The 18,535-nt window shown below is 69.3% G+C and carries 18 protein-coding genes; 12 read left to right on the top strand and 6 right to left on the bottom strand.

Translation table 11 applies throughout. The features are described from left to right. The 7 genes from ACWFRU_RS22640 (at position 1) to ACWFRU_RS22610 (ending at position 6,543) form a co-directional block, all read left to right on the top strand. Positions 1–555: a F0F1 ATP synthase subunit B gene (locus tag ACWFRU_RS22640; RefSeq protein ID WP_365820563.1), complete on the top strand. Its 555-nt coding sequence runs from the start codon at positions 1–3 to the stop codon at positions 553–555. Then, positions 552–1,373, top strand: coding sequence for a F0F1 ATP synthase subunit delta (locus ACWFRU_RS22635; RefSeq protein WP_453689633.1), 822 nt, complete (start codon positions 552–554; stop codon positions 1,371–1,373). Before ACWFRU_RS22640 ends, ACWFRU_RS22635 begins: the two co-directional genes overlap by 4 nt. A 127-nt stretch (positions 1,374–1,500) precedes the next feature. Further along, positions 1,501–3,099 carry a F0F1 ATP synthase subunit alpha gene (gene atpA / locus ACWFRU_RS22630; protein WP_363209292.1) on the top strand — a complete coding sequence of 533 codons (1,599 nt, stop codon included), beginning with the start codon at positions 1,501–1,503 and terminating at the stop codon, positions 3,097–3,099. A gap of 20 nt (positions 3,100–3,119) precedes the next feature. Continuing rightward, positions 3,120–4,037 carry a F0F1 ATP synthase subunit gamma gene (locus tag ACWFRU_RS22625; protein ID WP_453689631.1) on the top strand — a complete coding sequence of 306 codons (918 nt, stop codon included), beginning with the start codon at positions 3,120–3,122 and terminating at the stop codon, positions 4,035–4,037. Further along, on the top strand, positions 4,037–5,479 hold the full coding sequence (gene atpD / locus ACWFRU_RS22620) for a F0F1 ATP synthase subunit beta (protein ID WP_453689629.1): 1,443 nt from the start codon (positions 4,037–4,039) through the stop codon (positions 5,477–5,479). The genes ACWFRU_RS22625 and atpD overlap by 1 nt, the downstream gene beginning before the upstream one ends. Positions 5,480–5,588: 109 nt before the next feature. After that, positions 5,589–5,963, top strand: a complete 375-nt coding sequence (locus ACWFRU_RS22615; RefSeq protein WP_453689627.1) for a F0F1 ATP synthase subunit epsilon — start codon at positions 5,589–5,591, stop codon at positions 5,961–5,963. Between the two features lie 130 nt (positions 5,964–6,093). Beyond that, entirely contained in the window at positions 6,094–6,543 is a 450-nt protein-coding gene (locus ACWFRU_RS22610; protein WP_453689626.1) for a DUF2550 domain-containing protein, read from the top strand. Between the two features lie 125 nt (positions 6,544–6,668). Here the strand turns inward: ACWFRU_RS22610 and ACWFRU_RS22605 are convergent, their stop codons facing one another. The 3 genes from ACWFRU_RS22605 to ACWFRU_RS22595 all read right to left on the bottom strand — a co-directional run bounded on the left by ACWFRU_RS22605 (position 6,669) and on the right by ACWFRU_RS22595 (position 10,540). Continuing rightward, a complete protein-coding gene (locus ACWFRU_RS22605) occupies positions 6,669–8,504 on the bottom strand; it encodes a glycosyl hydrolase family 18 protein (protein ID WP_453689982.1) in 1,836 nt (611 codons plus the stop codon). 192 nt (positions 8,505–8,696) lie between these two features. Further along, entirely contained in the window at positions 8,697–9,353 is a 657-nt protein-coding gene (locus ACWFRU_RS22600) for a response regulator (protein ID WP_453689625.1), read from the bottom strand. Further along, positions 9,350–10,540 (bottom strand): sensor histidine kinase, encoded by a 1,191-nt coding sequence (locus ACWFRU_RS22595; RefSeq protein WP_453689623.1) that lies wholly within the window; start codon positions 10,538–10,540, stop codon positions 9,350–9,352. Before ACWFRU_RS22595 ends, ACWFRU_RS22600 begins: the two co-directional genes overlap by 4 nt. Positions 10,541–10,693: 153 nt before the next feature. Between ACWFRU_RS22595 and ACWFRU_RS22590 the strand changes: the two genes are divergently transcribed. Continuing rightward, on the top strand, positions 10,694–11,269 hold the full coding sequence (locus ACWFRU_RS22590) for a hypothetical protein (RefSeq protein WP_453689621.1): 576 nt from the start codon (positions 10,694–10,696) through the stop codon (positions 11,267–11,269). Here the strand turns inward: ACWFRU_RS22590 and ACWFRU_RS22585 are convergent. Genes ACWFRU_RS22585 through ACWFRU_RS22575 form a run of 3 tightly spaced genes read right to left on the bottom strand, consistent with a single transcriptional unit; the run spans position 11,266 to position 13,424 of the window. Continuing rightward, positions 11,266–11,838, bottom strand: coding sequence for a cob(I)yrinic acid a,c-diamide adenosyltransferase (locus tag ACWFRU_RS22585; protein ID WP_453689619.1), 573 nt, complete (start codon positions 11,836–11,838; stop codon positions 11,266–11,268). The genes ACWFRU_RS22590 and ACWFRU_RS22585 overlap by 4 nt on opposite strands. 13 nt (positions 11,839–11,851) lie before the next feature. After that, on the bottom strand, positions 11,852–12,607 hold the full coding sequence (locus tag ACWFRU_RS22580; protein ID WP_453689617.1) for an ABC transporter permease: 756 nt from the start codon (positions 12,605–12,607) through the stop codon (positions 11,852–11,854). A 34-nt stretch (positions 12,608–12,641) separates the two neighbouring features. Further along, a complete protein-coding gene (locus ACWFRU_RS22575; RefSeq protein ID WP_453689615.1) occupies positions 12,642–13,424 on the bottom strand; it encodes an ABC transporter ATP-binding protein in 783 nt (260 codons plus the stop codon). A gap of 101 nt (positions 13,425–13,525) precedes the next feature. Here ACWFRU_RS22575 and ACWFRU_RS22570 point away from each other — a divergent pair, with 101 nt between their 5' ends. From ACWFRU_RS22570 to ACWFRU_RS22555, 4 genes are all read left to right on the top strand, one after another. Then, entirely contained in the window at positions 13,526–14,167 is a 642-nt protein-coding gene (locus ACWFRU_RS22570) for a TetR/AcrR family transcriptional regulator (protein ID WP_453689613.1), read from the top strand. Between the two features lie 203 nt (positions 14,168–14,370). Beyond that, positions 14,371–15,219, top strand: coding sequence for a 3-hydroxyacyl-CoA dehydrogenase family protein (locus ACWFRU_RS22565; RefSeq protein ID WP_361049968.1), 849 nt, complete (start codon positions 14,371–14,373; stop codon positions 15,217–15,219). 163 nt (positions 15,220–15,382) lie between these two features. Then, complete coding sequence (locus ACWFRU_RS22560; RefSeq protein WP_160507247.1) at positions 15,383–15,706, top strand: STAS domain-containing protein; 324 nt, start codon at positions 15,383–15,385, stop codon at positions 15,704–15,706. A 214-nt stretch (positions 15,707–15,920) separates the two neighbouring features. Next, positions 15,921–18,392, top strand: a complete 2,472-nt coding sequence (locus ACWFRU_RS22555) for an ATP-binding protein (protein ID WP_453689611.1) — start codon at positions 15,921–15,923, stop codon at positions 18,390–18,392. Positions 18,393–18,535: the final 143 nt, after the last annotated feature.

The raw sequence follows: 18,535 nt of genomic DNA, 5'->3' as shown, positions 1-18,535 counted from the left end.
GTGATCGCCAACCTGGTACAGCTGGCGGCCGAGCACGCGGAGGAGCAGAACCCGCTCATTCCGCCGGGCCCCGAGCTGCTCGTGGGCACCATCGCCTTCGCCATCGTCTTCTTCTTCTTCTGGAAGAAGCTCCTCCCGAACATCAACAAGGTTCTGGACGAGCGCCGGGAGGCGATCGAAGGCGGTATCGAGAAGGCCGAGGCCGCTCAGACCGAGGCCCAGAGCGTGCTCGAGCAGTACAAGGCTCAGCTCGCCGAGGCACGGCACGAGGCCGCGCGTCTGCGCCAGGAGGCGCAGGAGCAGGGCGCCCAGCTCATCGCTGAGATGCGTGCCGAAGGCCAGCGTCAGCGCGAGGAGATCGTGGCCGCCGGTCACGCGCAGCTCGCCGCCGACCGCAAGGCCGCCGCGCAGTCGCTGCGTCAGGACGTGGGCCAGCTGGCCACCGACCTGGCCGGCAAGCTCGTCGGTGAGTCCCTCGAGGACTCCGCCCGGCAGAGCCGCACCATCGACCGTTTCCTCGACGAGCTCGAGGAGAAGGCCGAGGCGGCTCGATGACAGCGCACGGAGCCAGCCGCGAGGCCCTCGCGGCCGCGCGAGAGCGTCTCGACGCGCTGACCGACAACACCTCGGTGAACGTACGGCAGCTCGCGGACGAGCTGGCCTCGGTCACGGCGCTGCTGCACCGCGAGGTGTCGCTGCGCCGGGTCCTGACCGACCCGTCGCAGTCCGGTGAGGCCAAGGCGGAGCTCGCCGGGCGGCTGCTCGGCGGGCAGGTGGGCGGCGAGACCGCCGACCTGGTGGCCGGCCTGGTCCGCTCGCGCTGGTCGCAGTCGCGTGACCTGGTGGACGCCCTTGAGGAGCTCACCAACCTCGCCGAGCTGACCGGTGCGCAGAAGGCGGGCGCGCTGGACGACGTCGAGGACGAGCTGTTCCGGTTCGGCCGGATCGTCTCCTCGAACACCGGGCTCCGGTCCGCGCTGACCGACCGCGCCGCCTCGGGTGCCGCCAAGAGCGAGCTGCTGCGCAGCCTGCTCGGTGGCCGGGCCAACGAGGTCACGGAGCGGCTCGTCGAGCGCCTCGTGACCGCGCCCCGTGGACGTAGCCTGGAGTCGGGACTCGAGTCCCTCTCCAAGCTGGCCGCGGACCGCCGCAACCGGATGGTCGCCGTCGTCACTTCCGCTGTGCCGCTCTCGGACCAGCAGAAGCAGCGCCTCGGTGCCGCCCTCGCGAAGGTCTACGGCCGCCAGATGCACCTGAACCTCGACGTGGACCCCGCGGTCCTCGGCGGGATCACGGTGCAGGTCGGCGACGAGATCATCAACGGCAGCATCGCGGACCGCCTCGAGGACGCACACCGCCGCATGGCGCGCTAGCAGTAACGCAAGACGTTGTAATTACGGCCCTAGTTGGGCCGTGCAGAGGATTCACCTCTTACTTGGGGGGAGTCCCCAGACCCCCAAAGTGAAACTTCGGGCCCAACAAGGAGAGCAGGGAACCCAGATGGCGGAGCTCACGATCCGGCCGGAGGAGATCCGGGACGCACTGGAGAACTTTGTCCAGGCGTACAAGCCGGACGCGGCCTCGCGCGAGGAGGTCGGTTCGGTCACCGTTGCCGGTGACGGTATCGCGAAGGTCGAGGGCCTCCCCTCGGCCATGGCCAACGAGCTGCTGAAGTTCGAGGACGGCACCCTCGGTCTCGCCCTCAACCTTGAGGAGCGCGAGATCGGCGCCGTCGTCCTCGGCGAGTTCAGCGGCATCGAAGAGGGCCAGCCGGTCACCCGTACCGGCGAGGTCCTGTCCGTCGCGGTCGGCGAGGGCTACCTCGGCCGTGTCGTCGACCCGCTCGGCGCCCCGATCGACGGCCTCGGCGAGATCGAGACGTCCGGCCGCCGCGCCCTCGAGCTGCAGGCCCCCACGGTCATGGACCGCAAGTCGGTCCACGAGCCGATGGAGACCGGCTACAAGGCCGTCGACGCCATGACCCCGATCGGCCGTGGCCAGCGTCAGCTGATCATCGGCGACCGCCAGACGGGCAAGACCGCCCTGGCCGTCGACACGATCATCAACCAGCGCGACAACTGGCGCTCGGGCGACGTGAACAAGCAGGTGCGCTGCATCTACGTCGCCGTCGGTCAGAAGGGCTCCACCATCGCCTCCGTGCGCGGTGCCCTCGAAGAGGCCGGCGCGCTTGAGTACACGACCATCGTCGCCGCCCCGGCGTCCGACCCGGCGGGCTTCAAGTACCTGGCGCCCTACACCGGTTCGGCCATCGGCCAGCAGTGGATGTACGAGGGCAAGCACGTCCTCATCATCTTCGACGACCTCTCGAAGCAGGCCGACGCCTACCGCGCCGTGTCCCTGCTGCTCCGTCGCCCGCCGGGGCGCGAGGCCTACCCGGGTGACGTCTTCTACCTGCACTCGCGTCTGCTCGAGCGCTGCGCGAAGCTCTCGGACGAGATGGGCAAGGGCTCGATGACGGGTCTCCCGATCGTCGAGACCAAGGCGAACGACGTGTCGGCGTTCATTCCGACCAACGTCATCTCCATCACCGACGGTCAGTGCTTCCTGGAGTCCGACCTGTTCAACGCCGGTCAGCGTCCGGCCCTGAACGTCGGTATCTCGGTCTCCCGTGTCGGTGGCTCCGCCCAGCACAAGGCGATCCGCCAGGTCTCCGGCCGTCTGCGCGTGGACCTCGCCCAGTACCGCGAGCTGGAGGCGTTCGCCGCCTTCGGTTCCGACCTGGACGCCGCGTCGAAGGCCTCCCTCGAGCGCGGTCAGCGGATGGTCGAGCTGCTCAAGCAGGCTCAGTACCAGCCGATGGCCACCGAGGACCAGGTCATCTCCATCTGGGCCGGCACCACGGGCCGCATGGACGAGGTCCCGGTCGTCGACATCCGGCGCTTCGAGCGTGAGCTGCTCGAGTACCTGCACCGCAAGGAGCAGGGCCTGATGACCTCCATCAAGGAGGGCGGCAAGATGTCCGACGACACGATCACGGCCATCGCCGACGCCGTCGCCGAGTTCAAGAAGCAGTTCGAGACCTCGGACGGCAAGCTGCTCGGCGAGGACGCTCCGGCCGCCGTCGACGCGTCCAAGTGACGACGGAAGGGACCTGACTCATGGGAGCCCAGCTCCGGGTCTACAAGCGTCGCATCAAATCCGTCACCGCGACCAAGAAGATCACCAAGGCGATGGAGATGATCGCCGCCTCGCGTGTCGTCAAGGCACAGCGCAAGGTGACCGCCTCCACTCCGTACGCGACCGAGCTGACCCGCGCGGTCACCGCGGTGGCCACGGGTGCGAACGACAAGCACCCGCTGACCACCGAGGCCGAGGCTCCGACCCGGGCCGCTGTCCTGCTCCTCTCGAGCGACCGCGGTCTGGCCGGCGCCTTCAACTCCAACGCCATCAAGGGTGCGGAGAAGCTCACGGAGAAGTTGAAGGGCGAGGGCAAGGAGGTCGACACGTACATCGTCGGCCGCCGTGGCATCGCGCACTACAACTTCCGTGAGCGGAAGATCTCCGGGCAGTGGACGGGCTTCACCGATGCCCCTTCCTACGCGGACGCCAAGGAGATCGCCGCACCCCTGATCGAGGCCATCGAGAAGGACACGGCCGAGGGCGGCGTGGATGAACTCCACATCGTCTACACCGAGTTCATCTCGATGATGACGCAGGAGGCGACCGGTTCCCGGCTGCTCCCGCTGAGCCTCGACAAGGTCGCGGAAGAGGCGGGCAAGACGGACGAGGCCCGTCCGCTGTACGACTTCGAGCCGTCGGCGGAGGACGTCCTCGACGCCCTTCTGCCGCGCTACGTCGAGAGCCGTATCTACAACGCGCTGCTCCAGTCGGCTGCTTCCAAGCACGCCGCCACGCGCCGCGCGATGAAGTCGGCGACCGACAACGCGGGTGACCTGATCAACGCTCTCACCCGTTCTGCCAACGCGGCCCGCCAGGCCGAAATCACCCAGGAAATCAGCGAGATCGTCGGTGGCTCCAGTGCCCTGGCCGACGCTTCCGCGGGGAGTGACAAGTAATGACGACCACTGTTGATACGGCCGTTGCCACGGGCCGCGTCGCCCGGGTGATCGGCCCGGTCGTCGACGTGGAGTTCCCCGTCGACGCGATGCCGGACATCTACAACGCGCTTCACGTCGAGGTGGCCGACCCGGCCAAGGACGGCGAGAAGAAGACGCTGACGCTCGAGGTCGCCCAGCACCTCGGCGACGGCATCGTCCGCGCCATCTCGATGCAGCCCACCGACGGTCTGGTCCGCCAGGCCGCGGTGACCGACACGGGCACGGGCATCACCGTCCCCGTCGGTGACATCACCAAGGGCAAGGTGTTCAACACCCTCGGCGCGATCCTGAACGAGCCGGAGGCCGAGGCCCAGGTCACCGAGCGCTGGCCGATCCACCGCAAGGCCCCGGCCTTCGACCAGCTCGAGTCCAAGACCGAGATGTTCGAGACCGGCCTGAAGGTCGTCGACCTTCTCACCCCGTACGTCAAGGGTGGAAAGATCGGTCTGTTCGGTGGAGCGGGCGTCGGCAAGACCGTCCTCATCCAGGAAATGATCATGCGTGTGGCCAAGCTGCACGAGGGCGTTTCCGTGTTCGCCGGTGTCGGCGAGCGCACCCGTGAGGGCAACGACCTCATCGACGAGATGGAAGAGTCGGGCGTTCTGGACAAGACCGCCCTGGTCTTCGGCCAGATGGACGAGCCGCCGGGCACGCGTCTTCGCGTCGCCCTCGCCGGTCTGACCATGGCGGAGTACTTCCGCGATGTGCAGAAGCAGGACGTGCTGTTCTTCATCGACAACATCTTCCGCTTCACGCAGGCCGGTTCCGAGGTCTCGACCCTGCTCGGCCGTATGCCCTCCGCGGTGGGCTACCAGCCGAACCTGGCCGACGAGATGGGCCTCCTCCAGGAGCGCATCACCTCGACGCGTGGTCACTCGATCACCTCGATGCAGGCGATCTACGTCCCCGCGGACGACCTCACCGACCCGGCCCCGGCCACGACCTTCGCGCACCTCGACGCGACGACCGTGCTGTCGCGTCCGATCTCGGAGAAGGGCATCTACCCGGCGGTGGACCCGCTGGACTCGACGTCCCGCATCCTGGACCCCCGCTACATCGCGCAGGACCACTACGACGCCGCCATGCGCGTCAAGGGAATCCTGCAGAAGTACAAGGACCTCCAGGACATCATCGCGATTCTCGGCATCGACGAGCTCAGCGAAGAGGACAAGCTGGTCGTTCAGCGTGCCCGTCGTGTCGAGCGCTTCCTGTCGCAGAACACGCACGCCGCCAAGCAGTTCACCGGTCTCGACGGTTCGGACGTGCCGCTCGACGAGTCGATCGCGGCGTTCAACGCGATCATCGACGGCGACTACGACCACTTCCCCGAGCAGGCGTTCTTCATGTGCGGTGGCATCGAGGACCTGAAGGCGAAGGCCAAGGAGCTCGGCGTCTCCTGAGTCCGTGACTCACGGGAGGGGTGGGCGAGTCCCGCCCCTCCCGGTACGCCCACTAGAATTTGACCCAACACCCGGCGAAGCCGCCGGGTGGTGACCCGAGGAGCCACCCTTGGCTGCTGAGCTGCATGTCGAGCTGGTCGCCGCGGACCGCAGTGTCTGGTCCGGCGAGGCCACCCTGGTCGTCGCGCGCACCACGTCCGGCGACATCGGCATCATGCCCGGTCACCAGCCGCTGCTCGGTGTGCTGGAGTCGGGCCCGGTGACCATTCGTACGAGTGACGGCAACACTGTCGTCGCCGCCGTCCACGGAGGATTTGTCTCCTTCGCGGACAACAAGCTGTCACTGCTTGCTGAGATCGTCGAGCTGTCGGACGAGATCGATGTCCAGCGTGCGGAGCGGGCGCTCGAGCGCGCGAAGGCGGAGGCCGACGCCTCTGCCGAGCGTCGCGCGGACGTCCGACTGCGGGCGGTGTCGTCGCGCTGAAACCGGCGCGACGGCGTTTGACGTGACTCAGCCGCGGCCAGGTCCGGAGCAATCCGGACCGGGTCGCGGCTGAGGCAATGCGGGTGCAATTCTGTTGGTCCGTTACGTAGAGGCGAGGAGGTCGGTGCCGATGATCCTCACTCTGCTCGTGTGCGGACTCGTGTTGGTCGTGCTGGTGTTGTTGGGGCTCTTCGTCTTCGGGCTGCGGCGCCGGCTCATCCAGCGCTCCGGCGGCACCTTCGACTGCAGCCTGCGCTGGAACGCCCCGGAGAAGGGCGACACCTCCGGCAAGGGCTGGGGGTACGGGGTCGCCCGCTACAACGGCGACCGGATCGAGTGGTACCGCGTCTTCTCGTACGCTCCCCGTCCTCGCCGGACCCTGGAGCGCTCGGCCATCGAGGTCGTCGACCGTCGCGCGCCGGACGGCGAGGAGGAGCTCGCGCTGCTCTCCGACGCGATCGTCCTCGGCTGCCTGCACCGCGGCGTCCGCCTGGAGCTGGCGATGGGCGAGGACGCGCTGACGGGGTTCCTGGCGTGGCTGGAGGCAGCGCCTCCGGGGCAACGGGTCAACGTGGCGTAGCGCCCGAAGGGGCGCGAGGAACTGCGCGACCAGCCACCTACGGCCCGCGGACAAAAGAACAAGCAAGAAGCCGGGGAGAACAGGGGGCGTACCTGTTCTCCCCGGCTTCGTCTATGCGGGACGGACTACTTCAGACCGTCATTGATGGCAGACACGAGCTCACCGTTGGTGGTGTCACCACTGAACTCCCAGAAGAACGCGCCGCCGAGGCCCTGCTGCTTCGACCAGGCCATCTTGCTCTTGACCGTGGCCGGGGTGTCGTAGGACCACCAGTTGTTGCCGCAGTGGGCGTAGGCCGTGCCGGCGATGGTGCCGTTCGCGGGGCAGGAGTTCTTCAGGACCTTGTAGTCCTCGATGCCCGCCTCGTACGTGCCCTGCGCGGCGCCCGTCGCCGTGCCGCCGGGCTCCTTCTGTGTGACGCCGGTCCAGCCGCGGCCGTAGAAGCCGATGCCGAGCAGGAGCTTGGCGGCGGGTACGCCCTTCGCCTTCAGCTTCGATATCGCGTCGGCGGAGTTGAAGCCGTCCTGCGGGATGCCGGGGTAGGAGGTGAGCGGCGAGTGCGGGGCCGTCGGGCCCTTGGCCGCCCAGGCGCCGAAGAAGTCGTACGTCATGACGTTGAACCAGTCGGCGTACTGCGAGGCGCCGCCGTAGTCGGCCGCGTCGATCTTGCCGCCGCTGGAGGCGTCAGCCGTGATCGCCGCGGTGACGAGGGCGTCCTTGCCGAACTCGTTGCGGAACGCCTGCATCATGTTCTTCATCGACGCGGGACCGCTGGTGTCACAGGTCAGGCCGCAGGCGTTGGGGTACTCCCAGTCCAGGTCGATGCCGTCGAAGACGTCGGCCCAGCGCGGGTCCTCCACGAGGTCGTGGCAGGACTTGGCGAAGGCCGCCGGGTTCTTCATGGCGTCGGTGAAGCCGCCGGACCAGGTCCAGCCGCCGAAGGACCACAGGACCTTGATGTTCGGGTGCTTGGCCTTGAGCTTGCGCAGCTGGTTGAAGTTGCCGCGCAGGGGCTGGTCCCAGGTGTCGGCCTTGCCGTCGACGGACTGGTCGGCGGTGTAGGCCTTGTCGTAGTCGGCGTAGGCGTCGCCGATCGTGCACTTGCCGCCCTGGACGTTGCCGAAGGCGTAGTTGATGTGCGTGATCTTGGAGGCGGAGGCCGAGGTGTCGATGTTCTTCACGTGGTAGTTGCGGCCGTAGACGCCCCACTGGGTGAAGTAACCGAGCTTGACCTTGTCACCGGGCCCTGGACCCGGGTCGGTGGTGCCGGTCGTGCGCACCTTGACGGCGCCGGAGGCCGGTCCCGTCTGGTCGGCGGTGTCGCGGGCCTGGACCGTGTACGAGTAGTCGGTGCCCTTGCTGAGGCCGCTGTCGGCGTACGAGGTGCCGGTCACCGTGGCGACCTTGGAGCCGTCGCGCAGGACGTCGTAGTTCTTGACTCCCTTGTCGTCGGTGGCCGCCTTCCAGGCGAGCTTCACCGAGGTGTCGGTGATGTCGGACGCGGTGGGGGTGCCGGGTGCCGAGGGCGCCTCGTCGCCGGGGACGCTGCCGCCGTCACAACTGGCGCCGTTGAGCGTGCAGTTGGAGGGGGAGCCGGAGCCCGAGCCGTTGAACCCGAAGGAGACGGAGGCGCCGGGGGCGAGCGTCCCGTTCCAGCCGAGGTTCTTGGCGGTCCAGTGGTTGCCGGAGTTGGTGACGGTGGCGTCCCAGGCGGAGGTCACCTTCGTGCCGGTGGGGAAGTCCCACTCGACGTTCCAGGAGCTGATGGTGGTGGTGCCGGTGTTCTTGACGGTCCACTTGCCCTCGAAGCCGCTGCCCCAGTCCTGGGTCTTGGCGTACGTGGCGGTGGCCGCGGGGGCGGCTTCCGGCGCGGCTTCGGCGGGACCGCCGAGTGCGACCAGGGTGGCGAGCGGGAGCAGCAGGGTGGTGAGGCCTGCCACGGCTCTGTGTCTGAAGCGCAAGGTGCGCAAGGTGTGCTCCTCGGGTGAGATCCGGGGGTCATAGGGGGTGGATCCCTGCGCCGCCCGTGAGCACGTGGAACACGTGGGGGGAGTGCTCACCGCAGTGCGGTGAGAATAGAAAGGTCTGGACCAGCGGTCAAGAGGTCTGAACCATTGGCCGGATCGCGCCGGTCGGGCGCACCGGAGCCGGGCTCATACACCCAACTCCTGCGCGAGTACGGCGGCTTGGACCCTGCTGCGCAGCTCCAGCTTGGCGAGCAGTCGGCTGACGTGCGTCTTCACCGTCGCCTCCGCCATGTCCAGGCGGCCCGCGATCTCCGCGTTCGAGAGGCCTTCGCCCAGACACGCGAGCACCTCGCGCTCGCGGCGGGTGAGGGTGTCGAGGATGGCGGGATCGGGCCCGTTCTCGCGGCGCACGGGCTTCATCGTTTTCGGGGCGGCGAACTCGGCGATCAGCCGCCGGGTGACGGCCGGGGCGATCAGCCCTTCGCCGCGGCCGACCGCGCGGACCGCCTCCAGGAGGTCCTTGGCCTCGGTGTTCTTCAGGAGGAAGCCGGAGGCGCCCGCCCGCAGTGCGCCGAAGACGTACTCGTCGAGGTCGAAGGTGGTCAGGACGAGCACGTCCGCGAGACCGTCGGCGACGACCTGGCGGGTCGCCGAGACCCCGTCGAGGCGCGGCATCTGGATGTCCATGAGCACCAGATCGGGCCTCAGTTCACGGGCGAGCGCCACCGCCTCCTCGCCGTCCGACGCCTCGCCGACCACCTCGATGTCCGGCGCGCTGCGCAGGATCAGGACGAGTCCCGCCCGTACGGCGGACTGGTCCTCGGCGACGAGCACTCGGATCATGGGGTGGCTCCTTGGTCTGCGGGGTCGACGGGAAGGGTGGCACGGACGTCCCAGACCTTGCCGTCCGCGGTGGCGACGGGGCCCGACTCGAAGGTGCCGCCGAGCAGTTCGGTGCGTTCGCGCATGCCGACGAGACCGGCTCCGGAGCCGGGGGCGCGGGGTCCGGCGGGGGAGTCGTAAGGGCTGGTCACCTGGACGTCGAGGGAGCGGGGGCCCTGGGTGAGGGTCACCGTGACCAGGCCGGGCGAGGCGTGCTTGAGGGCGTTGGTCAAAGACTCCTGCACGATGCGGTACGCGGCGAGTTCGACGGGGGCGGGGAGCTTGGGGCCCTCCGGCTCGCGACCGTCGTCGAGGGTGACGTCCAGACCATTGGTGCGGGCGCCCGCGATCAGGGAGCCGAGGCCGTCCAGGGTGGGCGCGACCGTCGGCTCCAGGTCGTCGCCGGCGTCCCGCAGGATGCCGATGAGGCGGCGCATCTCGGCCAGGCCCTCGACGCTGTTCTCGCGGATGACGGCGAGGGCGTCGCGGGTGGTCTTCGGGTCGTCGAGGGAGAGCGCGGCCGTGGAGTGGATGGCGATCGCCGAGAGGTGGTTGGCGACCATGTCGTGCAGCTCGCGGGCCATCCGTGCGCGTTCGGCGGTGATGGCCTGTACGCGGTCCATCTCGGCGAGCAGCGCGGTCTGTTCGGCCCGCAGCTTGGCCGCAGCGGTGGCCTCACGGTGGTTGCGCACCAGGACGCCGGTGGCCGCGGGACCGAACGAGACGATGCCGCTCGCCACGCCGATGAGCACCGCTTCCGGCTCCTGCCACCACGCGAGCAAGCCGACCGTGAGCACCACCGTGATCGCACCCGTGGTGAGCGGGATGCGGCGGGCCGAGGCCGGTGTCCCGTACACGACGGCCGCGTACATGATGTCCGTGAACATCAGGACCGACGCGAGGTTGCCCGCCGTGAACTGGTCGAAGGTCAGCGCGAGGGTGGCGATGATCAAGGCGGTCCGCGGCATGCTCTGGCGCAGCAGCTCGACTCCGCCCAGGACGAAGAGCGGGATCAGCGACCAGTTGAGGCCGAGCAGCCGGTCCGTCTGCATCGGCAGCCCGAGCCCCCACAGCGCGAGCCCGGCGAGCACGCTGCCCACGGCGATCTGTACGTCGACGCGGTGCGGGCGAGGGAGGGACAGGGCCATGTGTCCATCCAACACGGCACGGGGTGGCCATGCCTGATCCTGAGGGAGGAACCGCGCGCTACATCGAAGGATGCAGTCCCGCTTCGTCATTGCCGACGATGATCCGCGGCCGGTCCGCGGGGAGCCTGGAAGGGTGACCGAGAGGAGCGAACCGTGATCGTCACGCTGATCATCATCTGTGAGGTCGGATTCTGGGTACTGCTGGCCGCCGGCCTCGCCCTGCGCTACGCGGCGAAGATGCCGCGCGCGAGCATCGCCGTACTGCTCTGCGAGCCGGTCCTTGAGGTCGTCCTCTTCGTCGTCACCGCGATCGACCTGAAGAACGGCGCGGAGCCGGACTGGAAGCACGGCCTGGCCGCCGTCTACATCGGCTACTCCATCGCGCTGGGCCACTACACGATCAAGTGGGTGGACGTCCGCGTCGCCCACCGCTTCGCGGGCGGCCCGCCGCCCAGCACCCCGAAATACGGCGTCCGCCGCGCGATCCACGAGTGGAAGATCGCCGCGCGGTGGATCGCCGCGGCCCTGATCGCCATGGCTCTGCTCCAGGGCGCGATCTGGTACGTGGACGAGGGCAACACCGAGTCGCTGCGGGGATGGCAGGTGCGCATGCTCTGGGTGATCGGGATCAACGTGATCATCGCGGGGTCGTACACGCTGTTCCCGAAGAAGTCACCGGCGGTGGAGTCCGCGAAGGACGACCGCCCGAGCTCCCTCAGCAAGCTCTAACGCTCGCCGCCCGGCACCCACAGCACGTCGCCGATGTCCTTGTTCGCCGTGCGGGCCAGGATGAAGAGCAGGTCGGAGAGGCGGTTCAGATACGTGGCGGTCAGGGGGTTCATGGCTTTGCCGTGGACCTCGAAGGCCGCCCACGTCGACCGCTCGGCCCGCCGCACGACGGTGCACGCCTGGTGCAGCAGCGCCGCGCCCGGCGTGCCCCCCGGCAGGATGAAGCTGCGCAGCTTCTCCAGCTCCCCGTTGAAGCGGTCGCAGTCCGCCTCCAGCTTGTCGACGTAGTACTGCTCGACGCGCAGCGGCGGGTACTCCGGGTTCTCGGCGACCGGCGTCGAAAGGTCGGCGCCCACGTCGAAGAGGTCGTTCTGGACCCGGACCAGGACCTTCACGACCTCTTCGTCGAGCTGACCGAGGGCGATCGCCGTGCCGATCGCGGCGTTGGCCTCGTTAGTATCGGCGTACGCCGAGATCCGAGGATCGGTCTTGGCGGTCCGGCTCATGTCGCCGAGGGCCGTCGTGCCCTTGTCGCCGGTCCTGGTGTAGATGCGCGTCAGATTGACCATGGGGCCAGCCTAGTTACGCGCCCGCCTTCCGGAAGACACGTGTGCCGACCGTCACGGACCCGAGCGCGAGCGCCGCCGCCGTCAGGACGCCGTACAGCATCGCCGTGCTCGCGTAATCGCCCACGTAGCCGGCCCGCACCGCGTCCACGAGATAGCGGAACGGCATGAAGTGCGAGAGCACGTCCAGCCAGCCCGGCGCGAGCGCCATCGGCAGCATCAGACCGGAGAGCAGCATCGAGGGCATGCTGACCGCGTTGATCACGGGGCCGAACTCGTGCGGCTTGGAGACGAGCAGCGCGAGCGCGTACGACAGCGACGCGAGGACGACCGTCAGGATCCCCACGAAGGCGAAGCCGATCAGGATGCCGGCGAGCGGCGCCCGCAGCCCCATGGCCACGGCCGCCAGAACCAGCAGCACTGCCTGGAAGACGAAGAGCGCGGCGTCGCGAAGGACCCGCCCCAGCAGCAGCGCGAGCCGGCTGACCGGCGTCACCCGCATCCGCTCCACCACGCCGAACTGCTTCTCGATGATGATCGCGAATCCGCTGTACGAGGCGCCGAACAGGCCGAGTTGAAGCAGCAGGCCCGGCACGAGCACCTGCCAGGAGTCACCGCGCGAGCCGAGCGGCAGGTCGGTCAGGAGCGGGCCGAAGAAGAGCAGGTAGAGCAGCGGCATCAGGACGCCGAAGAGGATCTGGAACTTGGAGCGCAGGGTCTGGCGGGCGTACCGCCCGAAGATCAGCGCGGTGTCGGAGAGAAACGCAGACATGGTGAGGTCCTTGGGGCCTTGAAATTCCGGGGATTCAGACGGCGACCGGCGCCGTGTCCTTGGGGGTGAGGTCGCGCCCGGTGACGGCGAGGAACGTGTCCTGGAGCGAGGCGTCGATGGAGCCCCCGTACCGGAGCTTGAGCGCGCTCGGTGTGCCTTCGGCGACCACGACGCCCTTGTCGATGACGACGAGGCGGTCGCAGAGGGCGTCGGCCTCGTCGAGGTAGTGCGTGGTCAGGACGACCGTGGTGCCGTGCTCGTCGCGCAGCCGCCGCACCAGCGCCCACAGGTCGGCCCTGCTGCCGGGGTCGAGCCCCGTGGTCGGCTCGTCGAGGAAGAGCACCTCGGGCCGGTGCATGAGCCCCATGGCGATGTCGAGGCGCCGCCGCTGGCCGCCGGAGAGGGTCGCGCACTTGCGGTCCAGGAGGTCGGTGAGGTCCAGGTCCGCGGCCAACTCCTGCGCGCGGGTGACGGCTTGGGGCTTGGTGAGGCGGTAGAGGCGCCCCTGGGTGACCAGTTCCTCGCGTACGGAGATGTTCAGGTCGACGCCGCCGGACTGCGCCACGTACCCGATCCTGCGCCGTACGGCGGCCGGGTCGCGGGCCAGGTCGCGGCCCGCGACGGTGGCGGCGCCGCCGGTGGGGGCGAGGAGCGTGGTGAGCATGCGCAGCGTCGTCGTCTTGCCCGCGCCGTTCGGTCCGAGGAAGCCGAGGATCTCGCCGGGGGCGACGGTCAGGTCGATGCCGCGCACGGCTTCGACGGTGCCGCGCTTGGTCCGGAAGGTCTGGGCGAGCCCGGCCGTGCTGATGATTGCCATGGCGACCACAAAAACAGAGTCGCTTGAATTTTGCAATCACACCAAGTTTTGCGACGGCCCAACTTTTCAGTCGCCCTAGCCAGTGGCCGTAGGGTGAGGTCATGGCTGAAGGACTCAGGGAGCGCAAGAAGCGGCAGACGAAGCAGCGGATCTCCGACATCGCGACGGGGCTCTTCCTGGAGCACGGCTTCGTCACGGTGACCGTCGCGGACGTCGCCCAGGCCGCTGACGTCTCGGTGAACACCGTCTACAACTACTTCCCGGTCAAGGAGGACCTCTTCCTCGACCGGGGCGAGGCCGTCGTCGACCGGCTCTCCGGGTACGTACGCGGCCGTCGCGTGGGGGAGTCCGCTGCCGCCGCCGTCCTGCGCGAGCTGCGCTCGGACGTGGAGGGCGTGTCGCCCTCCATCGGTCTGTTCACGGGCTGGGCCGACTTCATGAAGGTCATCACCGAGGCCCACGGCCTGCGCTCGCGGCTCTGGGAGATCCAGCAGGAGGCGCTCGACCACCTCAAGAAGACCCTCGCCGAGGAGATGAGGGCCGCCGACGACGACCCGATGCCCGGCCTGATCGCGGGTCAGCTCTCGTGGGTCCACGGGACGCTCATGGCGTGGATCGGTGACGAGATGACCAAGTGCCGCAAACCCGCTGAAGTGTCCCGTGAGGCCCTCGTGCTGCTCGACGAGATGGAGGACCTGCTCGGCGAGAAGGTCCTCAACTACGCGGTGCGCGACGCCGAATGAGGCGTACCAGTGTGATGTCCGTCATTGAAGATGGGCACTTTGGGCCGAAGGGCCTCGTTGAGGGGTGGTGGTCGGGTGACGGGCGGGCGTGACGCGCGTTACTTCGCGGCCACAGTCGCGCTCGCGACCGCTAATGTCCGCCGGAAGGGCTTGCGTAAACAGCGTGTAAGCCAGGCGTGATAAGCGGTAGGGGAGTCGTAACAGTGGCACGGAAGCTCGCCGTCATCGGAGCCGGACTCATGGGGTCCGGCATCGCACAGGTCTCCGCCCAGGCGGGCTGGGACGTCGTCCTGCGGGATGTCACCGATGAGGCCCTGACCCGTGGCACCGACGGGATCAAGGCGTCGTACGACAAGTTCGTGAGCAAGGGCAAGCTCGCCGCCGAGGACGCCGAGGCGGCGCTCGGGCGCATCACGACGAGCACCGACATGGACGCCGTCGCCGACGCGGACATCGTCGTCGAGGCCGTCTTCGAGAAGCTCGAGGTCAAGCACGAGATCTTCCGCACGCTCGACAAGATCGTGCGCGAGGACGCCGTGCTCGCGTCGAACACCTCTGCCATCCCGATCACGAAGATCGCGGCCGTGACGGAGCGTCCGGAACGCGTCGTGGGCGCCCACTTCTTCTCGCCGGTGCCGATGATGCAGCTGTGCGAGCTGGTGCGCGGCTACAAGACCAGCGACGAAACCCTCGCCCGTACGCGTGAGTTCGCCGAGTCCGTCGGCAAGACCTGCATCGTCGTGAACCGGGACGTCGCGGGGTTCGTGACGACCCGTCTGATCTCGGCGCTCGTCGTCGAGGCCGCCAAGCTCTACGAGTCGGGCGTCGCCACCGCCGAGGACATCGACATCGCGTGCAAGCTCGGCTTCGGGCACGCCATGGGACCGCTCGCGACCGCCGACCTGACGGGCGTCGACATCCTGCTGCACGCCACGAGCAACATCTACACGGAGTCCCAGGACGAGAAGTTCGCGCCGCCCGAGCTGATGCGCCGGATGGTTGACGCCGGTGACATCGGACGCAAGAGCGGGCAGGGCTTCTACAAGCACTGACGTCTGTTTACTCCTCCGCGGGGTCACCCCTCGGAGTGAATTCGGTATCGGTTCGCTTACAGACGGCAACTTCCTTGCCCATGCGGCAGTCAGTTGCAGTGACATACGCAGACGCCGTACGGAACAGACGTCACACGAAACTCAGCACTCTCGGGGAGCGCATATGCACATCAGGGGCGACCAGGCCCAGCTGGTCGTCGGGGGACGCCTCGACGTACGCAGCGCGGCGGACGCCCGAACGGTCCTGCACTCGGCCGTCGACGACGGAGCCGGTGACCTGGTGCTCGACCTGTCCGAACTCGACTCGTGGGACGCCACGGGACTCGGCGTCATCATGGGCGCGCACCGGCGCGCGGGACGGTGTGGACGCCGGCTCGTGCTCCGCAGTGTGCCGCCGCAGATGCAGCGCCTGCTCGTGGCGACCCGGCTGCACAGAATCCTTGCCATCGAAGGCGGCATCGGGGTCGAATCACTTCCCCGTGTGTGAGGCACGTCTCGCGCACAATCCTCACGAAGCTGTGACGTCTCGGACGGCGCGGTACCCCGCCCGTTCATAGATACTGAGCGAAGGTCTAGGGTTCGGTCGCCCACCGTCATGACGAGACAGACGCCCGAGCGGGGGCACCGGACCAGAAGCGACAGCGCAGTGTGCACAAGGCCGGAGGGGGCTGTGTACACCACGCATCTGGGGGGCTTTGACCATGGACCCGATGAACCGGGGACCGGAAGAGTACGGCCATGACGGCATCAACGACGACGATTCGGCGCGTCCCGTGCGTCCACCGCGTGATCCTCTGACACCAGACTTCGGACAGCCCGCGCCCGCGCTCGCCCGCACCGTGCAGCTCGTCTCGGGCGACTTCCTGCTCACCGTGAACCCGGTCGACGGCAGCGAGATCGAACCCTGCCCGCCCGGCGAGCTGCCCGCACGCCCCGTCAAGCGCACCGCGGCCGAGCGCGCCGAGGTGCGCCGCGCCTCGGCGCCGCCCGTGCCGCCGGGACCCGCACTGCCCCGGCTGCCGCTCCTGGAGCGCCAGGAGGAGCGCGAGCGGCTCGTGCGCCTCCTCGCACGCGGGCGCTCGGTGCGCCTCACCGGCCCCGCGGGCTCGGGGCGCACGTCGCTCCTGAACGCCGTCGCGGAAGACTGCGCGGACCTCGCCCCGGACGGCGTCGTACGGCTCTCCGGGGCCCACAAGACGCCCGCGGACCTGCTCCACGACCTCTTCGCCACGGTCTACAACGCCCCGCTGCACCGCCCCGACCGCGCCCTGCTGCTCGAACTCGTCCACGACATCGGCGCCGTCGTCGTCCTGGACGACCTGGAGTTCGGCGCCGCGGCCCTGGAAGAGCTCCTCGACGCCACTCCCGAGTGCGCCTTCCTGATCTCCGCGACCCCCGACGTCGCGGCGCCGTCGCCCGACTCGCACCTCGAAGAGGTCTTCCTCGGCGGCCTCGGCCGCAGCGGCGGCCTGGAACTCCTGGAGCGCGCCGTCGGCCGCGTCCTGACGGACGACGAGGCGAGCTGGGCGGGCGACCTCTGGTTCGAGTCGGAGGGGCTGCCCCTGCGCTTCGTCCAGGCGGGCGCCCTGCTGCGCCAGCGCGACCAGCTGCGCGCCGACCCGAACGCCTTCGACGAGTACGGCTACTACGCCGAGGGACCGGTCGACGCGCCCTTCGACGCCGAGAGCCACGACGTGCCGCTGCCCTCGCTCGCCGACGGCGCGGCGCCCGCGGTGCTGCTCGCCTCCCGCCTGAGCCCGTCGGCGCGCACCACACTGCGGTTCGCCGTCGCGCTCGGCGGGGAACTGCCGCACCAGGCGCATCTGCCCGCTCTCGTGGGGGACACCCACGCGGACGCGGCCCTCGCCGAGCTGGTCTCCACCGCGCTCGTCACCCCCGTCGGCTCGCACTACCGGCTCGCCGCCGGAGTGCGTACGCAACTGGAGGCCGCCGGGTACGCGGACGACACCGCCGAGCGCGCACAGGGCGCCGCCCAGCACTACGCCTGGTGGGCCGGGCACCCCTCGGTCGGCCCGGAGCGGGTCGTCGCCGAGGCGGACGCCGTGCTCGCGGCGCTCGGCGTCCTGGTGGCGGGGCAGTCCGCGTCGGGGGCTCCGGCCGGCGGCGAGGAGAGCGCCGCGGTGCTGCTCGCCCGTACGGTCGCGCCCGCCTTCGCGGGAGGGCTCGACTGGGGCGCCTGGGAGCGTGCCCTGCGCGCGGGCCAGGAGGCCGCACGGACCGCGGGCGAGGTCGCCGAAGAGGCGTACTTCCACCATGAGCTCGGCATCCTCGCGCTCTGCGGCGGACAGCTCGACCGGGCCCGCGTCGAGCTGGAGGCCTCCGTCGGCCTGCGCGGCGCGCTCGCCGACAAGCGGGGCATGATCGCGGGCCGCAGGGCCCTCGCCCTGGTCGCCGACCGCTCGGGCGGCCTGATCCCGGGCGCGAGCCCGGCTGCGGGCGAAGAGATGCCCGACGCGCGCCACGACGAATCGGCGTCGCCCCCCGGCGGCGTACCGGCGGCGTTCGCGCTGCCCACACCGCCTCCCGAGCCCGAGACCCTGGTCACCCGCAACGCCTCGCCCGCGGTGGGATCGGGCCCGGCTCCGACCCGGCGCTCCATCGTCAACGGCACCCGGCGCAACCTCGTGGCGGCGGGCGCGGGAGCCCTCCTCGCCGCGGTGCTCGGCACGGTCGTGACCCTCGGCGCGACGTCGGACGGGAACGACAACCCGCCGGACAAGGTCAAGACCGAGCAGTCGGCGAGCGAGGACCAGGACGACGACGGCCTGACCGCCGACAAGCCGGCCAAGGACTCGACGAGCCGCCCGGACAGCGACGGCCCCGACAACATCCCGGGCACCGCCGACGACGGCACCCCGAGCGAGAGCGGCGACCCGTCGGACAAGCCGAGCGACAGCGGCAAGCCGTCCGACGACACCTCGGACAAGCCGTCCGACAAGCCCACGGACAAGCCGACCACCAAGCCGCCCACGACGAAGCCGCCGACGACCAAGCCGCCGACCACGAAGCCGCCCACGACCAAGCCGCCGACGACCCCGCCGCCGACCACCACGCCGCCGAGCACGGACCCGACGCCGGACCCGCCGTCGTCCCCGGACACGTCGGACTCGGCGAGCGGAACCGTGAGCAGCGACCCGGCGTCGACGATCTGACACGCGTACGAAGTCGTTCGAAGTCGTACGAAGAGGGGGGGGGGGGGGCCCCGCCCCCCGCCCCCCCACGGTACGAGAAAAAAACCACAAAAAAGTGAGGTAAAAAAAAAAACAGACCACCCGACACAAAAAAAAATAGGGGT

This window comes from Streptomyces sp. NPDC055099 (assembly GCF_053607685.1).
Note: the sequence above shows the minus strand (reverse complement) of the source record. Positions and strands in the feature narration are given on the sequence as shown.